18 protein-coding genes and 1 pseudogene are annotated in these 22,588 nt (G+C 50.6%); 13 read left to right on the top strand and 6 right to left on the bottom strand.

The features are described from left to right. Positions 1 to 96: 96 nt before the first annotated feature. The 4 genes from ACFQZG_RS23240 to ACFQZG_RS23225 all read right to left on the bottom strand — a co-directional run bounded on the left by ACFQZG_RS23240 (position 97) and on the right by ACFQZG_RS23225 (position 6,123). Positions 97 to 864 (bottom strand): DUF1829 domain-containing protein, encoded by a 768-nt coding sequence (locus tag ACFQZG_RS23240; protein ID WP_378156913.1) that lies wholly within the window; start codon positions 862 to 864, stop codon positions 97 to 99. A 1-nt stretch (position 865) separates the two neighbouring features. Then, entirely contained in the window at positions 866 to 1,303 is a 438-nt protein-coding gene (locus ACFQZG_RS23235) for a DUF6978 family protein (protein ID WP_378156911.1), read from the bottom strand. A 302-nt stretch (positions 1,304 to 1,605) separates the two neighbouring features. Then, entirely contained in the window at positions 1,606 to 5,388 is a 3,783-nt protein-coding gene (locus ACFQZG_RS23230; RefSeq protein WP_378156909.1) for an S-layer homology domain-containing protein, read from the bottom strand. A gap of 129 nt (positions 5,389 to 5,517) precedes the next feature. Next, positions 5,518 to 6,123 (bottom strand): TetR/AcrR family transcriptional regulator, encoded by a 606-nt coding sequence (locus ACFQZG_RS23225; protein WP_378156907.1) that lies wholly within the window; start codon positions 6,121 to 6,123, stop codon positions 5,518 to 5,520. A 243-nt stretch (positions 6,124 to 6,366) separates the two neighbouring features. On the opposite strand from ACFQZG_RS23225, the gene ACFQZG_RS23220 reads away from it, so the two are divergent. The 11 genes and pseudogenes from ACFQZG_RS23220 (at position 6,367) to ACFQZG_RS23170 (ending at position 19,291) form a co-directional block, all read left to right on the top strand. After that, complete coding sequence (locus ACFQZG_RS23220) at positions 6,367 to 6,945, top strand: TetR/AcrR family transcriptional regulator (protein WP_378156905.1); 579 nt, start codon at positions 6,367 to 6,369, stop codon at positions 6,943 to 6,945. A gap of 91 nt (positions 6,946 to 7,036) precedes the next feature. After that, positions 7,037 to 7,735, top strand: coding sequence for an SDR family oxidoreductase (locus ACFQZG_RS23215; RefSeq protein ID WP_378156903.1), 699 nt, complete (start codon positions 7,037 to 7,039; stop codon positions 7,733 to 7,735). Between the two features lie 448 nt (positions 7,736 to 8,183). After that, positions 8,184 to 10,289, top strand: a complete 2,106-nt coding sequence (locus ACFQZG_RS23210; protein ID WP_378156901.1) for an MMPL family transporter — start codon at positions 8,184 to 8,186, stop codon at positions 10,287 to 10,289. Positions 10,290 to 10,353: 64 nt separating this feature from the next. Next, positions 10,354 to 11,031, top strand: coding sequence for a response regulator transcription factor (locus ACFQZG_RS23205; RefSeq protein WP_378157043.1), 678 nt, complete (start codon positions 10,354 to 10,356; stop codon positions 11,029 to 11,031). Further along, complete coding sequence (locus ACFQZG_RS23200) at positions 11,028 to 12,419, top strand: sensor histidine kinase (RefSeq protein WP_378156899.1); 1,392 nt, start codon at positions 11,028 to 11,030, stop codon at positions 12,417 to 12,419. Before ACFQZG_RS23205 ends, ACFQZG_RS23200 begins: the two co-directional genes overlap by 4 nt. Position 12,420: 1 nt before the next feature. Continuing rightward, positions 12,421 to 12,837, top strand: a complete 417-nt coding sequence (locus ACFQZG_RS23195) for a hypothetical protein (RefSeq protein ID WP_378156897.1) — start codon at positions 12,421 to 12,423, stop codon at positions 12,835 to 12,837. A 37-nt stretch (positions 12,838 to 12,874) separates the two neighbouring features. Further along, positions 12,875 to 13,618, top strand: a complete 744-nt coding sequence (locus ACFQZG_RS23190) for an MBL fold metallo-hydrolase (RefSeq protein WP_378156895.1) — start codon at positions 12,875 to 12,877, stop codon at positions 13,616 to 13,618. Then, positions 13,615 to 14,096: pseudogene (locus ACFQZG_RS23185) on the top strand (DNA alkylation repair protein). Before ACFQZG_RS23190 ends, ACFQZG_RS23185 begins: the two are co-directional and overlap by 4 nt. Positions 14,097 to 14,113: 17 nt before the next feature. After that, entirely contained in the window at positions 14,114 to 14,902 is a 789-nt protein-coding gene (locus ACFQZG_RS23180; RefSeq protein ID WP_378156893.1) for a formylglycine-generating enzyme family protein, read from the top strand. 74 nt (positions 14,903 to 14,976) lie between these two features. Continuing rightward, positions 14,977 to 17,217, top strand: coding sequence for a glycoside hydrolase family 3 N-terminal domain-containing protein (locus ACFQZG_RS23175; RefSeq protein ID WP_378156891.1), 2,241 nt, complete (start codon positions 14,977 to 14,979; stop codon positions 17,215 to 17,217). A gap of 124 nt (positions 17,218 to 17,341) precedes the next feature. After that, positions 17,342 to 19,291 (top strand): ATP-binding protein, encoded by a 1,950-nt coding sequence (locus ACFQZG_RS23170; RefSeq protein WP_378156890.1) that lies wholly within the window; start codon positions 17,342 to 17,344, stop codon positions 19,289 to 19,291. Positions 19,292 to 19,303: 12 nt separating this feature from the next. Here ACFQZG_RS23170 and ACFQZG_RS23165 read toward each other — a convergent pair whose 3' ends face one another. After that, complete coding sequence (locus tag ACFQZG_RS23165; protein WP_378156888.1) at positions 19,304 to 19,954, bottom strand: response regulator; 651 nt, start codon at positions 19,952 to 19,954, stop codon at positions 19,304 to 19,306. Between the two features lie 208 nt (positions 19,955 to 20,162). Between ACFQZG_RS23165 and ACFQZG_RS23160 the strand changes: the two genes are divergently transcribed. Both ACFQZG_RS23160 and ACFQZG_RS23155 read left to right on the top strand, forming a co-directional pair. Beyond that, positions 20,163 to 21,287 carry an acyltransferase family protein gene (locus tag ACFQZG_RS23160; RefSeq protein WP_378156886.1) on the top strand — a complete coding sequence of 375 codons (1,125 nt, stop codon included), beginning with the start codon at positions 20,163 to 20,165 and terminating at the stop codon, positions 21,285 to 21,287. A 62-nt stretch (positions 21,288 to 21,349) separates the two neighbouring features. Further along, positions 21,350 to 21,772: a DUF3237 family protein gene (locus ACFQZG_RS23155; RefSeq protein WP_378156884.1), complete on the top strand. Its 423-nt coding sequence runs from the start codon at positions 21,350 to 21,352 to the stop codon at positions 21,770 to 21,772. A gap of 90 nt (positions 21,773 to 21,862) precedes the next feature. Here ACFQZG_RS23155 and ACFQZG_RS23150 read toward each other — a convergent pair whose 3' ends face one another. Then, positions 21,863 to 22,462, bottom strand: a complete 600-nt coding sequence (locus tag ACFQZG_RS23150) for a TetR/AcrR family transcriptional regulator (protein WP_378156882.1) — start codon at positions 22,460 to 22,462, stop codon at positions 21,863 to 21,865. Between the last annotated feature and the right edge of the window lie 126 nt (positions 22,463 to 22,588).

Genomic DNA, 22,588 nt, shown 5'->3' with positions numbered 1-22,588 from the left:
AGGTAACTTCACCTAACACCACTTGCTCACGATGTTGCTGTGAATTAATAGTGTATTTAATCAAAACCCACTCTGACTGCCAATATCAGAGTGGGTTCATCCTACTAGTTGATTGATATATTCATTTCTTTTTGACCATAAAATTGGCTGAACTTCATATTCGTTAAAAGCGTTAATTATGCTAGGCCGTATTGGTTTTTCAGAATCATTTAGAACAGCGAAAAGTTTGGAGTCAGGTCTTCGGTTTTCCTTTGTTTCGGTCCATGCGAAAAGAAGGTTTTCTGAATTTTGTTTTGTCGGGATATTAAGTGCATGCAGAATTCTTTCGGGAAATTGCTTAGATCGCGGAATAGCGAAGTGAAAAGTTTGAGGGAATCCGCTTTTTCCAGTAAAGTTAATGTTATCCACAAAACGTATGTCATTATCGAAAAGATACTGATCAACTTCTTCAAGAAATATGCTTTGAACATTTTCTCTAGATGTCATAAACATATCGTTTACAGTCATCATCGATTGAACTAACATATGTTTTTTTTGTGGGAATCCTTCAATTGTTGTATCTACGAAAAGTTCCTCTTTTGAAGAGACTTTTACACCATATCCATTTAGAATCGTTTGTAATAGCTTTTTACGTTTGGGTGAGGAGAACACATCACAACCTGAAAGCTTAAGATCAGTTAAAATATAGCCAGCATCGCTTAATGTCAGTTTAGTGCCTTTCTGCTGAACATATATTTGAAGGTAGTCATTGTGCCTGTCCATGAAAGGGGTAGTTATCTCCACTGCATTATCTAATTCTTTAAACGTAATCTTTTGCTTAAGCCAGTTAACATATGAATCAGATAATTGCTCAACCAAACTCATTTTAATCCACCTCGATCTGGCTAATGACGTTTGGAGCGTTATTTATATTATTATACTCGAGGAAGTCAATTAATACCTGTACCAGATCGGTGGGGTTTGTATTAATTTTATTTGATAATGGAAATGCCCACTTATCATCGTAACCCTCCCTATAAATGTGGATATGTGGACAGGGGATTTCAGTGCCGTCGGGATTGGGATGGGGAGGGCCCTCAATATCAATTCGAAGAAGGTTAATAGATTTTTTATAGCGGGTTTGATAGGTGCACTTCTTTACATTTAAAGTTTTACGATGTACATCTATTTGAAACTTATCATTGGTCTGAGCAGAAGAAGCTTCTAGAGTTACATATGATTGAAGTGAGGGAAAAACAATTGGTTTAGTGCTAACTAATTCTTTAACTGCATCCAGTAATCGACGAGCTTCGAGATCAGTCAACAAGTTGATCCCCTCACTTCACCTAATTTATTCTATAATATTACAATCGTGAGGTGCCTTTTGGGAATACTCTTATTCAATTTTCTGTAAACCTGGTCATATCTTTGTGTTAAGTACATAGAAAAGACTTTTCTCTAAATTCGCCGTTATAAGCGTTAAGGTGAGCCGTATCACAAGTAACGGAAAAATTTTCGAGAAATTCCCAGCAGGTTTGACGGACAATATCTCATATGATGACATACATGAAAACAATCCCGCCCGAGGGTAATCACTCCATCGGACGGGATTGTTTTCATGATGAATCAGTCTATCCTACCAACCAATTGCAGCGTTCTAATGAACACAACCGCCGCTTGCGCGCGTGTCGATTCGTCCTTCGGATTAAACGAATCGACGCTTGTACCTGTCATGATTTGAAGTTTCACCATCAGGCGAATGTCCTCCAGAACATCCGCGTTCACGCTTTCGATATCTTTGTATCCATTCAGACTCGTATATTCCTTGGTCATCGGCGGCTTTTCTAATTTGATGATGGCCGCAAGCATACTCGCCATTTCTTCGCGGGTCAGCGGTTTATTAGGGTTGAATCTATTGCCCTTCACAAAATCGAGCACTCCCAACTCCTTCGCTTTAGCTACCGTGTCCCCGTACCACGCGCTTTGCTTGACATCGTCATAAGGCGCCGCGCTGCCGGCGGACGTGCCAAGTCCCAGCGCTCGAACGAGCATGGTCGTAAATTCCGCTCTGGTGACAGCTTTGCTCGGATCGAAACGATCACCGCCGGTTCCCTCGACAAGCCCTTTCGCAGCGGTCAGCTCGACATACGACCGGCTCCAATGCTTCTGCACATCGGCAAAGCTTACCGCATTCTCCGCTATGACGTATACGCTATTGGTATAGGAGCTAATCATCGCGTACCATACGCCATCGATCTGTTTCGCCGTGGCCGCGACAAACTCAAACTTCTTCGTTTCGTTATAACGGAAAGCGCCCCATTGCGCAGGCATGGCAGTCACACTTGTCGGCAATGGAATCACTCTTGTCAGCGCTTTGCTAAACTTGTCCGCAGCTCCGACGATTTGCCCCGTCTTGGTGTTGATCACATCGATATGAAAATCGACGATCGCCCCCATCACTTTTCCGTTCGGCAACCCGTTCGCCAATGCCGTCTGAATGGCGTTATCGCCGGACTTGTCGGTCAGGGTGATCTTGAAGCTGATCTCCTTGGCATTGAGCTTGTTAGCCGAAAGCAAATCTTGCAACCCTGGAATAAGCGTTGCTAGATTTACGGGAACTCGATAGCTGCCGTAAGGAGTTTTAATCTCCAAGAGGAAGGCGGCGTTCTTGTTCTCAAAGCCTGTCAAAATGCTCGCGGGGATGCTGACGTACGCTGAGCCGCCTTTGGGCGTAACCTCCAGCGTGTAGATCGGCTTAGTTATGTCGATGGTACTCGGGTCTAGCGTCACGCCGTTCAAGTCGATGACCGGCCCCGTTTCGGTCGTCGGGCTGTTGGCGGCTATCGTTATGATTTCAATTTCCTTTATCGCTTCGTTGCCTACCGTATCTTGGGCATATACGGTGTATGTCCCGTTCATGGTGACAGTGAATTGCTGTGCGGTCATCATATCCGTACCTGCATCACCGGTAAAATCGGTCGCTGGATGGCTTCCCGCCATCCAGCGCAGCTTCGCGAGAGCGTTGCCCACCGCTGCACCGTTGACGTCGGCCGTCACGCTGACCGTTTTCTGCCAACTCGGTCCGACCGGCGCGGCTTGAAGGTCAAGATCGGGTGCTATCGCGACGATGCGGATGCCGCTCGTATCAGGCACTTCGTATAGCCGAGAAGCGTTTGCACCGGAGGAGACGCGCGTGATGCTGGCGCCGCCCGGGAGTGTCAACTGCCCCGCGACTGCAATCCCGTCCTCGTCCGCCATCCCTACCGGCCCCTCGTACGTGAAGGCGAGGGTGGTTAAAGGAACGCTACGTTCGCCCGAATACGTTGCATAAACCGACGCGGTCGCGCTTCCGGTACCGATTGTCAGCGGAATGGCAGGCGTGCCGCTCACGGTAACTTCGCTGTCATAGGTCAGCGTAAAAACCAGCGTCTCGTCCATGCCGTACAAATCGTCCGCGGGCACGGTCAGATCAGGCCCAACGAGGATGGTGTAGGTCTGATTAGCGCTGCTGCCGCTATCTGTATCGGTGGCCGTCACCTCGAACGTATAGGAACCGGGCGTCTCCGCGATACCGCTAAGGGTTCGGCCGCTCAACATCAGCCCGTCCGGCAACTGCCCGTCGGTGACCGCATAGGTATAGCTTCCCGTTCCGTTATCCGCCTCAGGAAGGTTCGCGTTGTACGTTACGCCGGCTTCCCCATCCGGCAAGTCGGCCTCGGATAGCGTCAGTTCGTTGGCCGTCCAATCGGCATAAAACGCGGTATCCGCCTGTACTTCTGCGGGAAACGAAGCTTCGTTCGAGTAACCCGGATCGGTATACCAGCCCGCGAATGTATAGCCGGTTCGCTGAGGCTCGGATGAAGGCGCACCAACGCTATCGCCGTACACCACATTCGTTACGGAAGGCGACCCCATTGCTCCGCCATTCAGACTCCAGCTGACTTGATAAAGATTCGAGAGCATGATGTCCGCAACCGCCCCCGTATTCGTAACCTCAAGCAAAGCGGGATCCAAGTTCACCGGCCTATAGCCGTTCGGAGCCGTCAGCGCAAGATCGTCCAGCTCATAGTTGTCGGCAGGCACATACAAGCGCAGCTTACCAACATGATCTGTCAAGATCTCTTTGCCTTTATACGAGAGTCTCATATTCGGCATAATCGTAGTATCGTGTGCGGCAACCGTCAATACCAAGAGGTAAACCGAGTCGCCGGCGCTATTTCGAAAGGTGCTTGTATCGCCGTTTGCTTGAACCGCACCGCCATCGACGATAGTTGTTGCACCGCCGGGTCCCCCGTTTCCAGCACCGATGCCGGCCCCGCCATCCGTACCCGTTGCCGTAACGGTGCCGCCTGAAATCGTCGTTGTGCCGCCTGCTCTGCTCATTCCTCCGCCGATACCGGCTCCATAGGAGCCGCCTGTGGCCGTAACGGTGCCGCCTGAAATCTCCGTAATACCGCCGTCTCCGTCGAGTCCCCCGCCGATTCCGGCTCCCCCGTAGACGGCAATTGCCGTAACGGTGCCGCCCGTTATCGTCGTTGTACCGCCTGCTCCTGTGTATCCCCCGCCGATGCCGGCTGCATTGCCGCCGCCTTTGGCGGTTACGGTGCCGCCCGTTATCGTCGTTTCGCCGCCGTTACCTCCGTTTCCTCCGCCTATGCCGGCCCCGTAATACATGGCTCCGCTCGTTGCCGTGACGGTGCCGCCCGTTATCGTCGTTACGCCGCCGTTACCTCCGGCACCTCCGCCTATCCCGGCCGCATCAACAGGACCATAGGCCGTGACAAATCCACCCGTGATCACCGTTACTCCGCCGTCCCCTCCGGATCCTCCTCCTATACCGGCTCCTCTGGAATAACCGCCATTGGCCGTGATGTGACCGCCCATTATCGTCACTGTGCCGCCGTCTTCTGACAACCCTCCTCCAATGCCGGATGAATTGCCATTGGCCGTTAGGAAGTCTGCAGCCGTACCGGTAATGGAAAGCGATTTTCCTTGAGGCACCCGGATGCCTGGAGCGTTGGAGCCGCCTCCGATGGAATTGCTGCCTTCCAATTTGAGCACGACTTCCGCTCCGGCTACATCCAACCCCGCCACACTGGAAGAAGGCCTAATATGGATTCTACTGAGAGTCAGTTCCAAAACATTCGAATTGTAGGCCGACACACTCGCCGTCACTGTATCCGCCGGGTTGCTTTGGGTCAGAGTGACTTCGGTTACATTTGCGGCAATGGTAATGGTTCCATTTCCTATCAACTTGTACGCGCCATTTTCAACGATCGTATAGACGCCGCTAATTTCCGTAACGGTTTCATCGGCAGCTGAGGCCAATGGCAAGCCGAACACCGTTCCGGCCAACAACAGAAAAGCCAACAACAGCTTGCCCGCAGATCGAGCTGAAAAATTGCGCATCTTTCCTTACCTCCGGTCGTTTTGCATCCTATCTTATATAAATACATACATGTATGTATATATTTAAATCCGGAATCTTCCATTCGTCAAGCGAATCATTCGCGGATGCTAGAATAGGGTGGCTAACAATCAGGATAAAAGCCTGACCAAGCCTTGAATATAGGCCCTCGGATCAGGACCTTCAAACAAGACCGAATTTACGGAAAAGCCGTCGTTATAGGCAAGTATTTGCTTGGCGATACGATGACTGTCTTTGTCCGGCGACACCCACCCTTGTTCCTTCAATGTATCAACGAAGCGTTCGATTCCGGCAACCCACTCCCGGTACTTGTTTTGCAGAACGTTACGCATTTCCGGATCGTGTTTCGTCTGTAAATAAAAATCGACCAGAACGAGAATCCAGTTTTTGAAGTTTTCGCTTCCCTTCAACATCTCTTGCAGCTTCAGGACGCTCATTGTGACGACTTCTTCAAGCGTCGTTGTTTCGGGAAGGTAATGTTTCGGCGTTTCGGTCCAACCGCCGCTTAGCTGCTGACGGTAGTCCAGAATGTGGAGGAACATCTCTTCCTTGCTCTTAAAGTGAGTGTAAAAAGCGCCTCTCGTATGCCCGGAAAGCGACACAATATCCTGCAGCGTCGTCGCTGCGAATCCCTTTTCTAAAAAACAGGTATCCGCTGCTTCAATGAGCTTTTGAAAAGTCGCTTCCCTTTTTTGCTGGAATTTATTTTTTTTCAAAGCTTTTACCCCCGTAAACGGACGAGAACAGCAGACAGGTCCTCAAGTCAGAATCATTAGCTTCAATTGTAGCATCATTCAATTTGCTTTACGATGATGGTTCGATTCATATTCGCCGAAAGCTCCGTTAAGCTGAACCGTACCATAAGTAACGACGAATTCGTGATGCGACGAGTCGTTAAAGCGTCAATTATTTACTGATCGTTCTCAAAATGCTATACTGATGACTGGAGGGGGATGATAATGGCGAGAAGCAAGGAGTTTGAAGAGAACGCGGTATTGGATAAAGCGATGAGACTCTTCTGGGAACAGGGTTACGAGAAGACGTCCATGACCGATCTGGTCGAGCGCATGGGAATCCATCGAAGAAGCTTGTATGACACATTTGGAGACAAACATATGTTGTTTCTAAAAGCGATGGATCGTTTTGGCGAGAAAATCAATGCCGGGCTTGCATCTGGAATTAAACGTTCCAAGACTGCAACGGAGGCTCTTCAGTTTATATTTGGCTTCATGATTGATGGTCAAGCAGACTCGCCTTCAGGCTGTTTAATGGTGAATTCCGCAGTAGAATTGGCAATACGCGATGCAGATGTCGATGCCAAGCTCACTAAGGCGTTTGCAATAGCAGAGCAGCAACTCAAGGAAATTATTCTCTGGGGGCAGCGGGACGGCGAATTCACGACGGATTACGATGCCGGAGAATTGGCGGAATACCTGCATAATGTATGGGTTGGTTTAAGGGCAATGGCAAGAATGTCGATTGCCAAAGAAAAACTTCATCATATCGCACATACATCTATGAAACTTTTAGAGAGGTAATGGTTTTTTTTAACTAAATTAGAACGATCGTTCTCAAATGCGAACCGAAACAACTAACTTTAAAACAAACCTTGCTAAGGAGCGATTAATCATGAGAATTTCTGAACAAGTAGCTTTTGTCACCGGCGCGAACCGAGGTTTTGGCCGCCATCTGGCTCTTGAACTTGTATCCAGAGGAGCTAAGGTGTATGCCGCGGCTAGAAAGCCGGAATCCATTGACATCCCGGGCGTAATTCCAGTCAAACTGGATATCACTAACCCTCAAGAAGTAGCTGAAGCAGCTGTTACCGCGAAAGATGTAACGATTCTGATCAACAATGCAGGCGTATCTACAGGCGCTTCCTTGCTTGACGGCGATCTCGATCACATCCATCTGGAATTCAATACGCACTTTTTCGGCACCCTATCCATGATTCGTTCTTTCGCACCTATCCTTGCGAATAACGGGGGAGGGTCAATACTGAATATTCTCTCCGCCTTATCTTGGTTAAGCATGGGAAGCATAGGAGCATATTCGGCTGCGAAGGCGGCAGAGTGGGCACTGACGAACGATTTGCGCATCAGTCTGTATCCTCAAAAGATTCGAATTACTGGCCTGCATGTTGGATACATGGAGACAGATATGACCTCAAGCGTAAATGCTCCAAAGTCCAACCCTGCGGAGATCGCAAAAATCGCTATTGATGGAATCGAATCCGGAAGCTTGGAAATTATTGCCGATGATACGAGTCGCATGATCCAGAGCGCGTTGGCCGGAGGTGTAGCTGCGATTTATCCGAATTTGGCATAACGGAAGAATGAAATTGTCTAACCTCTTAGCGATGGCGCCCATGATACGCGGCAGAGCGCAAGAGGAAGGGGCAGACCGAACAGGTTTCCGGATCTCTCCGGGGACAACGTTTGGAAAGATAGGCATTCCGCGTAACTTTGTACTTTGGTAAAGGAAGCGAGGGTTATTCCGATTACCCTACGATGGAAGAATTAAAATCTCTGAAGGTGTAATTATATTTGTAGACATTGAATAATCCCTAGACAGCAAGGTGACGTCGGTGCTCCAACCGGCGTCACCTTGTTCCAGTTTACCGTTCTGCTTCTTGAGGGACATCTGCTACTGTCGGGTGCCAGCAAAGGATGGCCTTAAAAGTTTATGTTGAGTTTATATGGAATGATTATAATGGAATTCGCAACAGGCTAGGTTTATTCCGAGAAATGAATCTACATTCCAGGAGGAACAATAGATGAAGTATGTATTACAGCCGCTTACAGACTGGGTTTCAACAAAGCGCGGCATGAGGATCACCATTATTGCTTGGCTTGTCCTTATGATCGTATTAAGTGCTGGACCCAAGCTTAGCGACTACAAAGTGACGAACTTTCAGTCGTTGCCGAACGAAGCGCATTCCATCATTGCCAACGATAAGCTCGAGCAATATTTTCCGAACGATCAGGGTACGCCTGGGATTCTCGTCTTTCATAATGCCAACGGGGAAGTTAATGTAGACGAAGCAACGGCAATAATGGATGCCATTATAGCTGCCGATGTAACTAACGTAGACGAAATCGTTAATATTGCCAACCTGCCGCCGCAAGCGTTAGAATCGTTCAAATCGGAAGATAAATCGACCATGATTGTTCCGATGACTCTAGACCCTGATGCTGACAGTCGTCAGATCGGCGAAACCGTCGATAAAGTCGCGGAGATCGGAAACCTAGCAGCGCAAGGCTTCACGGATACTCTATTCCGCATAACGGGACCTGCCGGAATTGCGGGCGATACGTTAAAGCTATTCGAGCAAGCGGACTTCGTGTTGATCATGGCGACGATCGGAATTATTCTCGTCCTGCTGATCGTCATTTACCGTTCGCCTTTATTAGCGCTCATTCCATTATTAGCAACAGCGATCGTATACCAAGTTGCGAATCAGGTCGTTGGCCTCATGGGGGCAGGCGGGTTAGAGATTAATAACTCGACCACCTCGATTATGAGTATCCTGCTGTTCGCAGCTGTAATCGACTATTCCCTGTTCGTATTCTCGCGCTTCCGCGAGGAGTTGAATCATCACGAGAGCAAATACGATGCGATGAAGCATGCGATGCGCGCGACAGGCACTCCGGTATTCCTCGCAGGCGGCACGATCTTCGCGGCGATGCTCATTCTCTTTTTCGCAAGCTTCCGCGACTACCAGAATTTCGCGCCGATCTTCGGCGTGACGATGGCCATTATCATGCTCGCCTCGATCACGCTATTGCCGGCATTGTTCACGATGTTCGGGCGCAAAGCGTTCTGGCCTAAGGTGCCTAAGTTCGGTACAACGACAGAGGTGAAGCATCGCTTCTGGGGTCCTGTGGCGAAGTTTGTCGTGAACAAGCCAGGTCTGTCGGGCGGACTTGTAGGGATCATCATGCTGGCGACGGCACTCAATATCTTCAGCTTGAATTACGAGTTCGATACCGTCAAGTCGTTCCCGAAGGACTTGCCGTCTCGTGAAGGCTACGAGATTGTCGAGGCTCGTTATGACAAAGGGGAATTAGCTCCTACCTCGATCCTGGTCACGAGCAATGAAACGTTAGCAGAGGATCAGATCGAAGCGCTAAGATCGAGAATGCTTGACGAGAACGGCGTGGCATCGGTCAGACTGGCAGGTGTAACGGAGGATGCCAAGGCGCTCAAATACAGCTTGACGCTTAGCGTTAACCCTTATTCCGTAGAAGCGATCAATGTGATCGAAGAGCTGCGTAAGGACAGCAGTGACATGCTAGCCGACGTTAAGCTGTCCGGAGAAGTTTATTACGGCGGCGTTACGCCGAAGCTTGTCGATGAACGGGACGTGAACAACCGAGACATCCGGGTGATCGTCGTGCTTGAGACGCTGCTTATCCTCGTCTTACTGTACGTATTGACCCGGTCGGTTAAAATGTCGGCTTACATGATGGCGACGATTCTGATCTCCTTCGTCTCGGCATTAGGAATCGGTTTATTCCTAATCGACGTCTTATTCGGATTCGATGCGGTAAGTACTCGCGTTCCTATATATTCCTTCATTTTCTTAGTCGCTCTTGGAATCGACTACAACATCATTCTCGTGTCGCGTTTCCTGGAGGAACGCAAAGTGAGAAAAGCGAAGGAAGCATTAGAGGTTGCGATTCGCAACACAGGCGGTGTCATCTCATCGGCCGGTTTAATCTTAGCGGCAACGTTCTCTGCATTAATGACGATGCCCATCGCGGATTTGTTCGTGTTCGGCTTCATTGTCGCGGTCGGTATTCTGATGGATACTTTCTTGGTTCGCGGGATACTGTTGCCGGCGGTAATATTATTGTTCGAGAAGGATAAGGCGAAGTAAGCTAACAAATGCAGAGACAACCGGCTATTGTCTCGTCAGTTGTATCGCAAGAGGGGGGATCGAGCTGAGGAGAATCATCGTCGTTGATGACGACAAGAACATCCTGCAGCTTGTGGGCATTCATCTCGCACGTCAAGGCTACCGGGTGTTAGAAGCAAGCAACGCCGAAGAAGCGTTGGACTTGATGGAGAAGGAAGTGCCGGATCTGGCAGTCGTCGACGTCATGATGCCCGGTATGGATGGCATCGAATTAACCAAAATCTTAAGTCAAGACTACGGGATTCCCGTAATTCTCTTAACGGCAAGAGGCGAACTGGAAGACAAAACGAAGGGATTCCTGGCGGGCTCGGAGGATTATGTGGTAAAACCGTTCGAACCGAAGGAATTACTGTTTCGCATCGCTGTCATCTTAAGAAGGTTCGAGAAGGAATACCAATCGATCATTCAGGTAGGCAACGTAACCATTGATCGTAAACTATTCGAAGTGTCGACCGGCGATCGTTCCGTTGTCATGCCATTAAAGGAATTTGAACTGCTGGCCTTATTGGCAAGCCGTCCCGGCCATATCATTGAACGCAGTACGATTATGGAACAAATATGGGGCCACGATTATGAAGGAGATGATTATACGTTGAACACGCATATGACGCGAGTACGCGAACGCATAGCGAATCTAGGTGCTTACGTAGAGATCAGTACGATTCGCGGCGTTGGCTACAAGCTGGAAGTTCAACAACCGTGAAGACCCTTTATCGACAATTTATCGTTACGACTCTTCTCAGTATGCTGATAAGTACGATTACCGCTTTCTTCTTGACGAATATGTATTATCAGCGGGTATCCGTTAAGCTGAACGATGAGCAGCACGTAGCGATTGCACAAGAAATTACGCAATACATCGAATCGACTGACCGTCTAGAGCTAGAAAGTTATTTAACTACGCTGGGTCGGATCGGTTATCAGATCTATGTTGCGGGTGAATCGGGCTACTCCCGATTCATCGGTGGTGAGTTTGCGGATAAGGATTTGCCGGAAGACATTAAGTTATCCGTATTCAAGGGGAATGTCTACCACGGGATTAAGGATTTCCCAGGTCATACCTTCATGAGCGGCATGTTCGCTAATAAGTTGGCGAATACGGTCGGACTGCCTTTTCGATATCAGGATGAGAACTTCGGTTTATTCCTTCGACCTGATGTGGATTCGCTCGCTACAGATGTACATGTTATTTTCGCCGGGATGATTATAACTATTGCATTGATTAGTCTTGTTGCAATGCTCGTTGTGGCCAAGCGACTCATTCGTCCGATTACGCAGCTGACAGAAGCGACGAAACAGATCTCGCAGGAGAAGTACGATCATATGCTCGAGATTGACCGGAAAGACGAAATCGGACAACTTGCCAAGAGCTTTAACGAAATGACGCTGCAATTGCAAGAAAACGATCGGTCAAGAAAAGAATTCATTAGCAACGTGTCGCATGACTTTCAGTCTCCTCTCCTCAACATCCAAGGCTATGCGGAGCTCTTGAGAGTTCAATCCCCGACGGAGGAAGAGAGGGCGGCGTATGCTTCCATCATTGAAGCGGAAGCCAAGCGGTTATCCATATTAACAAAGCAACTACTGCTTCTTACGTCATTGGATCAGTCTAACCGTAGATTATCTCGTTCCCTCTATTCGTTGGATCAGCAGCTGAAGAGTTTGTCTCACAAGTATTTGTGGCGTATCGAAGAGAAGGGGATCGAACTCTATTATCGAACTACGCCGGTACAGTTCTTTGGCGACGAGAGTCTATTGGAGACGGTGTGGGACAATTTGTTCACTAATGCTTTGAAGTATAATAAGCTGAATGGATCCATTCGAATCGAGCTGGAAGAACATCATGATGCTGTTACGGTCGTCTTCAGGGATACCGGAATCGGTATGAAGGAGGGTGAACTGCCCCGCGTATTCGAGCGGTTCTATCGAGCAGATGCATCTCGAAGCTTAGAAGGAACAGGTCTTGGCTTGACGATCGTGAAGCAAATCGTGGAATTGCACGGCGGAAGCATTCGGGTAGCTAGCGAACTAGGAGCAGGGACGCAAATCTTCATTACGTTGCCTAAATCAGAACAGAGGAGTGTGCAATGACATGGCTGCTTATCGTAAATGGTTTCTTCGTATAGCTGCAATTTATGCATTGATTGGCGCGATGATCGGTTCCGACATGGCGGGAAGAGAAGATTATGAGTTGGTTCCCGGGCATGCTCATATCCTTGTCGTCGGGTGGTTAACCTTGTTCGCATACGGGATTTTCTACCATGTGTTTAAGGAAATCGGCATGATTAGAATAGCGAAATGGCATGCTTGGTCCAGTTTGATAGGCGGTGGACTGATGCCAATCAGCATGCTCTTCTACTATAAGGTGGAGAACACGTTTACCTTGCTCAGCTTCATATCGACAGCATCTGTCCTGTTGTTAGGTATGATTCTGTTCGTCATCCTTCTGTTCTTCGATAAGAAGATATTTCAAGATAAGGCTAAGAAGAGTCCGGTTCACGGAAACTAAGAAACTGAATTTCCTGCATTACTATGGAGGTAATTGCATGAGTATTTACCATCTGCTCGAAATCGAGTTTGAGTATAACGGACAAAAACAGGTCATTACCCCGATCCTTCTTCAAGATGAGAGCGAAATGATTCTCGTCGACTGCGGCTATCCTGATTTTATTCCTCTCCTCGAAGAAGCGGCTAGCCGTCACGACGTTACTCTTGATTCCGTTACGAGACTGATCGTGACGCATCACGATATGGATCATATCGGATCGCTCGCTGCTTTGAAGCGGACGTATCCTCACATCGAAATCATCGCGCACGAGCTGGAAGCGCCGTACATTGAAGGGGCGAAGAAGTCGTTGCGACTTGAACAGGCGGAGTCAACGATTAACGCGTTGCCGGTTGAAGCCAAGCCGCATGCGGAACAATTCATTCGCTTCTTGCAGTCGATCGAGCCGGTTGCCGTAGATCGGACGGTATCCAATGGAGAAAGGCTTCCTTGGTGCGACGGGATTGAGATTGTCCTCACGCCCGGTCATATGCCGGGGCATATCTCCTTATATTTGCCCGCCACCAAAACACTGATAGCGGCAGATGCCGTCGTCATCGAGGAAGGCAAGCTCGCCATCGCTAATCCCCAATACACGCTGGATCTGGATGAGGCAATCCGCTCCGTACGGCGCTTGCTCGACTACGATATCGAGCAGTTGATTTGCTATCATGGAGGTCTATATCAGGGCGATGTTAAGCAAGCGCTCCAACAACTCATTGATACAATGAGTCGCGTCTCATGATCTCTTCCAAAGCGGAAAACATTCTGCTACAGATCAATAGCAAGACGAAGCTAGGCGACTTACGAACAATCGCGAAGGACATTAAAATCGATCACGAACTCGCGATGGAACTTTGGTCAACCGAAGCGTTTATGCCCAGACTATTGGCGATTTTAACGATGGACAAAAAACTTCTTTCAGAAGATGTGCTGAATCAGCTTGATAAGGATATGCGGATTCACGCATTCGATGAGCGAAACTACTTAATGGATTGGTTACTGGCTAATCAGCTCGCCAAGGACAAGAAGAACATTGCATTAATGAAGTTATGGGAAAATAGTCCTTCTGCCCTTCAAAGGCGAGCTTTCTGGGTATTGAACTTGGCGAGAAAACAGGTCTCTATAAAGATGAGATGGTATCAAAGGGCTGTACTCCCCATTATTTGCCGGAGTTCATTGCGATTGAAGGTAACAAACGAAACAATAATAGTCACCGCTGAAAAGGCAGGAGGTTGCGATGGTAGTAGAAAAAAACGGAGCTGACGGAGAACATTTTCAAGAAGAGCTCATGAATTTGATGGTGCCGATAGAAGGCGGGACTGTTGAATTGCGCGATTATAGGAATCCGAATAAATGGCTTAGTTCCGATTACACCTTATCGGACCCGGGAAGAGGAACGGATCGGAAAGTGATTACGTGGACGGAAACCATCGAACCCTTTTGCGTAATGAAGTATCCGGTCACACGGCGTTTATATCATTTTGTCATGCATGAGGAACTTGCGGCACTTAATGAGAATAACCTGCCCATCACGGAAGTTTCATGGCTGGACGCGATCGTCTTTTGTAACAAGTTGTCCAGATTATTCGATAGGAATGAATGCTACGCAATCACGAATGAAAGCGAGAATACGATATATAACAAAAAAGCGGACGGCTTTCGACTACTAACGGACGCCGAATGGCAGTATGCGTGCAAAGCGGGAACAAAGGGATATCGTTATGACAGCATTGATAAGATTGCATGGTACCAAGAAAACGCCAATGGATCGACTCAACAAGTCGGAAAGCTGCTTCCGAATCCATGGGGACTTTATGATATGGTCGGGAACGTATGGGAATGGTGTTGGGATCTATACGATACTGAACGGTATGGGAACTATAGAATCTTCAGGGGAGGCAGTTGGGCTGAAGTCGAGAACAACTGCGGTTCTACGGTAAGAAGAAAGAGCATGCCGGAATTCAAGATAGACGACCTTGGCTTTAGAATAGCATGCGGGCCGAGCGGTCGGGTCGGCTTCAAATAGGAGGCGGCAGAAGAAACAAAATCACATCAATCGCGTCTAATAAAGATACATTAGATATCGCGTAGGGGAACAACATGAAGCTTAAGCCATCGATTAGACTAACCTCAAGCTTATTAGGCGCATCTTTCATTTGGGCCGGATCCGTCGCCGCACAAGAGCGGTTTACCGATCTCAAGTACTCGCAATGGGCCGCGGACAGCATTGCATACATGGCCGATCGCGGCACGGTTTCCGGGTACGGCAACGGATTGTTCGGACCGTCCCATGCCATTACGCGGGCGCAGGCCGTCGCCTTCCTCGTCCGCGAACTGTATCCGCAGACGAAGGCGGGCACTAAGCCGAATTTCAAGGACGTTACGCCGGCGCACCCGTTCTACGATGTCATCTCAGTCGCTTCGGAGAAAGGGCTTGCCCGCGGATTCACGGACGGCGCCTTCCATCCCGACGAACCGATCTCGCGCGCGGAGACGGCGGCGTTCCTTAATCGCGCTTATGAGCTGACTAACGGAACGCAAGCGGCGCCCCTATCGGATATCGGAGACAGCTGGGCCGCGGATCCGATCCGGACGATGAGCTCCAACGGACTGGTCGGAGGATATTCGGACGGCACCTATCGCCCCGAACGATCGGTTACGAGGGCGGAATTCGCGGTATTCCTATCGCGTGTAATCCGATTCGAACGCAACGCGGCCATCGAGGCGCAGGATTGGGACAAGCTGATGTCTTACATGACGGTTAACGAGCAGGTCGGACAAATGCTCATGCCGTATTTCAAGCAATGGAACGGCAAATCGACCACCTCAATGAACGCGGGGATCGAGATGACCCTGCGCGATCAGAATCCCGGCGGGTTCATTTTGTTCGAGAACAATATTGTTAATGCCAAGCAGGTCGCTACGTTCACTCACGATGTGCAGACGAGGGCGGGAGACATTCCGTTGTTCTTTGGCGTCGATCAAGAGGGCGGCGTCGTCAACCGGTTACCGGGCGGCACGAATCTGCCGGGACAGATGGCGCTAGGCGCTACGGGCGATGCCGATCTTGCAGTGGCCGCAGGCAAGCTTACAGGAGAGGAAATGAAAGCTCTCGGGCTGCAAGTGAATTTCGCGCCCTCGTTGGACGTGAACAGCAATCCGGATAATCCGATTATCGGTATACGATCGTTCGGCTCGGATCCGGACCTGGTGTCGAGTCTGGGCCTGGCGACCATGAAGGGGCTGCGGCAGGCCGGCGTGATCGCGGCGGTGAAGCACTTCCCCGGACACGGGGACACCAACGTCGATTCCCACCTGGGCCTGCCGGTGTTGAATCACGACCGCTCGCGGCTCGACGCGGTGGAGCTTAAGCCGTTCCGTGCCGCGATTGAAGCCGGAGCAGACATGATCATGACGGCTCATATCGCGTTTCCCGCCATAGACAACCAGCATGTGATCTCCCTTAAGGACGGCAGCAGCGTTCCGATTCCGGCTACGTTGTCCAAGAAAGTTCTAACCGGCCTGCTTAGGGAAGAGCTCGGGTTCAAAGGCGTTATCATTACCGATGCATTCACGATGAAGGGAATCGCCGAGCATTTCGGGGAGAAGGATGCCGTGGTTCGGGCCGTCTCCGCCGGCGTGGATATTGTTCTAATGCCCCAAGACTTGGAGACCGCGCACGATACGCTGGTGAAAGCGGTCAAGAACGGGACGATCTCGTCGGACCGAATCCGGGATTCCGTGAGGCGCATTCTGGAGCTCAAATCCAAGTACGGTTTGTTCGATCGCGACTACGACGATTTCCCGACCCGGTTAGCCTCACTGCCGACCGTCATCGGTTCCGCCGCGCACCGCCAAGTCGAACGGACAATCGCGGAACGCGCGGTAACGACGTTGGCCGGACCGATCGAATCGATTCGTCAAGGCGACCATGTCGTAATCGCGGCCGCCGATGAAGACACGGGCAAGCAGCTCGAGAAGCAACTCGTCGCGGCAAGCACTACGCAGCGTCTAACGACGGAAGTCGTCGTGCTCGGTCAGACGAAGACGACGCAAGCGATCGACAAGGCCGATTACGTCATCCTTGCCTCCTATCAATTCCGCAACGTAGCGAGCGAATTCGGCTGGGCGGGTTACCAAGCGATCCTCGACCTGATGAATAAGAAGCGCCAGCGCTATACGCTGCTCTCTCTTGGCAACCCGTACGAGATGCTCTATCTGCAGAACGCGAAATCCGCGCTTGCGGTATACGGGAAGCAGCAGCCTAACCTGGCGGCAAGCGCCAAGGCGTTGTTAGGAACAATAATGGCGCAAGGCGTATTGCCCGTGCAGTTGAAATAACGAATAAGCCGGCACTCTCTTTCCAGAAAAGAACAGCAATCGGGAAAATACTGACATGCGAATAAAGAGAGCGTATACTTAGTATCAAATCGCAATAACATTCTTGAATAATAGGTAGATAACCATGTTGAAACCTTTGGCAAAAGTGGTAGGAGCGGCTTTCATTCTGTTCGCGATGAACGGTTTGATTAACTATGAGCTCATGAAACCGCTTGCCGGCGGGTCGGATGCGTTCAACCGTTTTCGCTACCATATCGACGATGCTGCCTTTATTTTGCTTTTTGCGTTCGTCGCGATCGTGTTCTGGGCAATGTTCGCCGTTCTCCCTCTGGAGCGCGGCTTTCTTTATCTTGGCGTGATCTCGTTAATGACATCGCTTCAGCTGTTCTGGGATTGGGACGAAAAAGCGTTGTTGTTCGGGTCATTTCCGGATATTCCGTACGGGACGTTGGTCATCAAGTGCGGAATGGTGTTCCTGCTCTTCTCGTTAATTGCTTACCTGCTAGGAACGGCAAAACGACCGGTCACCCGCATGCTCCTCTGGGCGCTAGGAGTGCTCTGGACGGCGATTGCGGCAGCCTTGATGATATCGGCCGGGGAATCTTCGTTCGTTGTCCTAAACCGGCTATTCCTGCTTCTCGTTTTTTTGAACATGGCGCTGTGCATATCGCAATTCGTAACGTTGTTACGCCGCGAAGAGCATCGCTCGGAGCTTCGTTTGATCGCGGGCGGATTCGTCGTGTTCGCGCTCGTTCTGCTGCCTGATCCGGTCAAAGATTTGTTGGAGGATATCGAGGGGCGCGGCCTCGGGTATCGCAGGGTATTGTGGGAGCAAGGTTTGGAGGATACGTTCCCATGGGCGTTGCTTGCTTTGTTAACGGCGTTCGGCGTGGTGTTCTTCCGCCGGTTCGTTCAGACGTTGAAGGACAACAGGGCCGTTACCGAAGAGCTCCGATCGAATAACGCGGCGCTTGAGCAGGAAGTCGATACCCGGCTGCGATTGGATCGATTGTTGTCCGAGATGCTTCGGACCTACCGGGTCGCCGATTGGGAGAAATGCGTTATCCGCGAAGGACAACGACATTTCCAGCCGCACGCGTTTGCGTTGGTAAAGTACGATGAAGCGACTCGTTCCGTCGGATTCGAAGGAGCAGCCGGGTCTACTCCTCCTGGGAAGGACATTGGCGAGATGCTGCTATCGAAGCGAAACTCGCTTTCGCCCGGAGAGGCGATGATTACTTCTTCAATGGCGTTAGGTGCGGCGGGAGGCACGGAGGAAACAAGGCTTTTCTTGGCGGTATATGCCATGGATGGCGGACGGATTGCAATTGAAGAACGGGACAAGTTCGCGTTATCGATCATGTCGAAGTACGTGTCGATCTTCTACGAATACTTTCAACTGCTTGAGGGCCGGTTAGCGGAAATGGAGCTGAAGCAAGCCGACCGGGCGCCTTGGTTGTCCAAGTTGTTCATGCAGATGGCGGAGAAGGAAAGGAAACGGCTGGCCTCCGATCTCCACGACGAGGTGCTGCAAGAATTGCTCCATATCCGCCGAGTATTGGATCGAACGCCGACCGGGCAGTGGCTGGATGAAGAGAGGGAGCACATACGTATCGGGTTGGATAATGCCGAGTTTATGATTCGAGAAACATGCCGGGAGCTAATGCCGTCTTTTTTGTCCGATCAAGGCGTGCTGCATGCGGTTTCCAAGCTGGTGGAGAGGACGCGGTTGCGGGCTGATTTTCAACTCGTATTCCAGCCTTGGCCGATCACCGCTTCTCTCAGCGACGAACAGACGACGACGATCTTCCGGGTCGTGCAAGAGCTCATCCATAATGCGATGAAGCATTCGGAAGCGAACCGGGTGACGCTGGCGGTCGGGCAACAAGGAGGGGAACTGCATATCCGGTATACGGACGACGGGAAAGGGATGGAGACGGATGTCGATTTCTCGTACACGAACCGGTTCGGATTAAGAGGCATTACGGAGCGGCTTCGCATGGTCGGAGGGGAAATTGCGGTACAGTCGGCGCCGGGTCAAGGGGTTGCGATCCGATGTTCCGTACCGCTGTAGCCGCCGGACGGGCTATACGTCCAGGTTCAGCCATTTCAGCTCGATCCCTTTCATGACCGCCTCCTGACGGGAGGACGCATTCAGCTTCTCGAACAGATGGGAGATTACGTATTCGACATTGCGCTGGCTCATGAATAGCCGGTCCGCGATGTCTTTATTTTTATGTCCTTGAGCGATCAGCTTCAAGACGGCCACTTCTTTATCCGTTAACGTTCTGTTCGCGGTTCCGGTATCCGGGCTTGGGCTGAACAATCGGTTTTCTTTGGTTCGCAGTTGCTTGGCGAGGTGAAGGGGAAGAACCGTTAATTGTTGCATGGCTAATCGGAGACTGCTTATAAATTCCTGTTCGCCGAGCGATTTCTCCAGGATGCCGGTTACCCCGATCTCGATCAACCGGTCATAATGCTCTGCGATGTCCTCGCCGGTCAATATGACGATCGTCGCCTCCGGACGGCGCTGCAGCGTTGTTTCCGTCAACTCGAAGCCGTTCATTCCCGGCAGCTTCAAGTCGAGCACGAACAGATCGAACAAAGCCTGCTCCATCTGCTCCAATGCTTCCGGCCCGCTTGACGCGACCGTAACGCGGAAGCCGTGCTTCTCCAATAGGATGGCGGTTCCGGCCAAAAACGTCCGGTGATCGTCCACCAATAAAATATGTTTCATACAGGCCTCCCCACGCGATGCTCCTTGGCGATCGATTTAAGTATAGCATGGCGGATTCGTTGCAACACCGCAACAGTGCGAGCGGGACCGAAATAGTCGCCGACCCTAACCGAAGTTCGATTTGCGCGCTTTCCCTTCATCGTTTCGGTGAGCCTCCCATGGATGCCGTGTTACCGTATAAGCATGAACTCTTGGAGGGGATCCGAATATGGAAAAGCGGCTGATCTATCTGGATCGGTTAAAGGTACTCTTGACGGTGCTGGTGGTGCTCCATCATACCGCGATCACTTATGGTGGATCGGGAGGCTGGTTTTATTACGAGCATCGGGACAATGTCGTCGTTAACACGCTGCTGACGATGTTTACGGCCGTTAACCAATCGTTTTTCATGGGATTGTTTTTCTTTATTTCCGGATTCGTAACGCCCGCTTCCTATGATCGGAACGGGGCTGTAAGTTTCCTCAAGGCACGCCTGTTCCGGTTCGGCATTCCGCTGTTGTTCTACATGCTGGTCATCGCTCCTCTTCTGCAATATGTCGCCTCCGGATACGAAGGTTCGTTGGGCACGTTCATACACAAAGAAATCGTTACCGAACCGTTTCAAGGCGTTCTTGCATTCGCGGTAGGGCCGCTGTGGTATCTAGAGGCGTTGCTGCTGTTCTTCGCAGGGTATGCCGGGTTTCGTCGGCTGACCGCCGGCAAAGTACGGGGCAAACGCATCGCTATGACGCCGCGCTTGATAACCGGATATGTCATAATCGTCGCTGCGGCGAATTTCGCGATACGTCTGGTATACCCTGTCGGAGAAGAAGCGTTGAATTTACAGTTGGCTTATTTTCCGGCCTATATCGGCCTGTTCATGGCGGGTATTGCGGCATACCGCGGGCAATGGCTCGAGCAGCTTACCCAAGAGGCGGCGCGGAAATGGAAGCGGGCGGCGCTGTCGCTGATCGTCTTGATGGCTGCAGGGATGGCTTTCGGGGGCGCAATGGATGGCGATGTCTCCGCGTTTATGGGGGGAGCGAGCTGGCAATCGGCTTTCTATGCAACGATCGACCCGTTAATGGGAGTCGGCATTTCCTACGCGCTGCTGGTAGGGTTCCGCAATCGATGGAACGGCGGGGCAACGAAAGTTACCGGATGGCTGTCCGCGAACGCCTTCCTTGTATATATCCTCCATGCGCTTGTAGTCACCTACGTCTCCTTCGCGCTTCGCGGTCTGGATTGGAATCCGATGATGAAATTCGCGATGGTAGGCTGTTCGGCCGTCTTCCTCTCTTACACGGCAGCCTCGTTCATCCGGCGAATCCCCGGCGTGAAGAGGGTGGTTTGAACGTTGCAACCGTGTACAATAAGGGGACAGGGGAACGAATAGTACGAAAAAGGGGGAGTACCGTGCAATTCGAGGAAATATTCACGGTTCATGTGCAAATAGGCAACGTGTCCGAGCTGCGCAATCGTGACGGGGATTCCGTCGTCATGATTCTATTCACGGGTCATGCGACCGGTAAATATTTCGAAGGAATCATACTTGATGGAGGGGTGGATACGCAAGTCATCGGAAAGCACGGCGACAGGCATACCTTATCCGCAAGGTACATTCTTAAGGGAAGAGACCACGCCGGGCAGTCCTGCGAGATCTACATCGAGAATAACGGCAACTTCGACAAGAACCTGAACAATGCGTTGTTCCGAACCTCCCCTAAGATCATTACGAATAGCGAGGCTTTGTCTTTCTTGCATCATGCGTTGCTTGTCGGAGAAGGGCTGTCTACGGAATCAGGAGTAGACATCAAGATTTCCATGGCCGTGCAATAGCCTCGTAGACATAGAACAGCGACGGCCTCCGACGAGAAATCAACGTCGGAGACCTTCGCTGTTTTTTGGCTCGCGAGCGCCTGTCGGGCGTCACTCCGCATCCGGAGCATCGTCCCGTACCACGGACCTCCAAGAGGAGCGGATGACCTCGCGTATCATATCGTTGGATAATTCGAAGATGCCTTGCAGATGGGATTTAAGAATATAAACCAACGATCCGTAATGCATCTGCACCATAACGTGCGGATTGAGCGCGATAAACAACTGTCGTTGAACGGCTTCTTCATACAGCTTGTCCATGGGTCCGCACCAACCGACAGTATAGACAGCCTGCTTCACCTCATCGTATATATAAGGCGAGAATGAATATTGCTCTATAAATTGAAAGCCCTGAGGATATTTGATACCCAGCTCGACTACGCGCATCCAGCCCGATTCGAACTTTTCGCGCACCGTCCGACCTTGCGCTAGGCCTTCGCGCACGTATTCGCCGTTGAACGTGACGATGGCCTTGTACAACTCGTTAACGATGTCTTCCTTGCTCTTGAAGTAATGATAGATGTTCCCGGTCGACACGCCGGATTCCTTCGCCAATAAAGCCATGGAGGTCGCCTGGATCTCTTTCCTTATGATGATGGCGAGCGTGGTTTCGAGGACGGCCCGCTGCACCTTATTGTAGCTATCGAACATGCGCAATCCCCCTTGCCTGTCATTGAATCGAACGTTCGTTCTAAGACAAGCGTACATGTAAAAGGCCTCTTCGTCAAATCGCGGATCGACGGATCGATGTCGGACGGCGAGATGGGGGATTCGGAT

Source organism: Cohnella sp. GCM10027633, assembly GCF_042675445.1.
Classification (GTDB): Bacteria; Bacillota; Bacilli; order Paenibacillales; family Paenibacillaceae; genus Cohnella.
Note: the sequence above shows the minus strand (reverse complement) of the source record. Positions and strands in the feature narration are given on the sequence as shown.

Excerpts from the sequence above, each read along its gene's own strand:
- ACFQZG_RS23240 (WP_378156913.1), bottom strand. The coding sequence starts at position 864 with ATGAGTTTGGTTGAGCAATTATCTGATTCATATGTTAACTGGCTTAAG.
- ACFQZG_RS23230 (WP_378156909.1), bottom strand. The coding sequence starts at position 5,388 with ATGCGCAATTTTTCAGCTCGATCTGCGGGCAAGCTGTTGTTGGCTTTT.
- ACFQZG_RS23220 (WP_378156905.1), top strand. The coding sequence starts at position 6,367 with ATGGCGAGAAGCAAGGAGTTTGAAGAGAACGCGGTATTGGATAAAGCG.
- ACFQZG_RS23215 (WP_378156903.1), top strand. The coding sequence starts at position 7,037 with ATGAGAATTTCTGAACAAGTAGCTTTTGTCACCGGCGCGAACCGAGGT.
- ACFQZG_RS23210 (WP_378156901.1), top strand. The coding sequence starts at position 8,184 with ATGAAGTATGTATTACAGCCGCTTACAGACTGGGTTTCAACAAAGCGC.
- ACFQZG_RS23195 (WP_378156897.1), top strand. The coding sequence starts at position 12,421 with ATGGCTGCTTATCGTAAATGGTTTCTTCGTATAGCTGCAATTTATGCA.
- ACFQZG_RS23190 (WP_378156895.1), top strand. The coding sequence starts at position 12,875 with ATGAGTATTTACCATCTGCTCGAAATCGAGTTTGAGTATAACGGACAA.
- ACFQZG_RS23180 (WP_378156893.1), top strand. The coding sequence starts at position 14,114 with ATGGTAGTAGAAAAAAACGGAGCTGACGGAGAACATTTTCAAGAAGAG.
- ACFQZG_RS23175 (WP_378156891.1), top strand. The coding sequence starts at position 14,977 with ATGAAGCTTAAGCCATCGATTAGACTAACCTCAAGCTTATTAGGCGCA.
- ACFQZG_RS23170 (WP_378156890.1), top strand. The coding sequence starts at position 17,342 with ATGTTGAAACCTTTGGCAAAAGTGGTAGGAGCGGCTTTCATTCTGTTC.
- ACFQZG_RS23165 (WP_378156888.1), bottom strand. The coding sequence starts at position 19,954 with ATGAAACATATTTTATTGGTGGACGATCACCGGACGTTTTTGGCCGGA.
- ACFQZG_RS23160 (WP_378156886.1), top strand. The coding sequence starts at position 20,163 with ATGGAAAAGCGGCTGATCTATCTGGATCGGTTAAAGGTACTCTTGACG.
- ACFQZG_RS23150 (WP_378156882.1), bottom strand. The coding sequence starts at position 22,462 with ATGTTCGATAGCTACAATAAGGTGCAGCGGGCCGTCCTCGAAACCACG.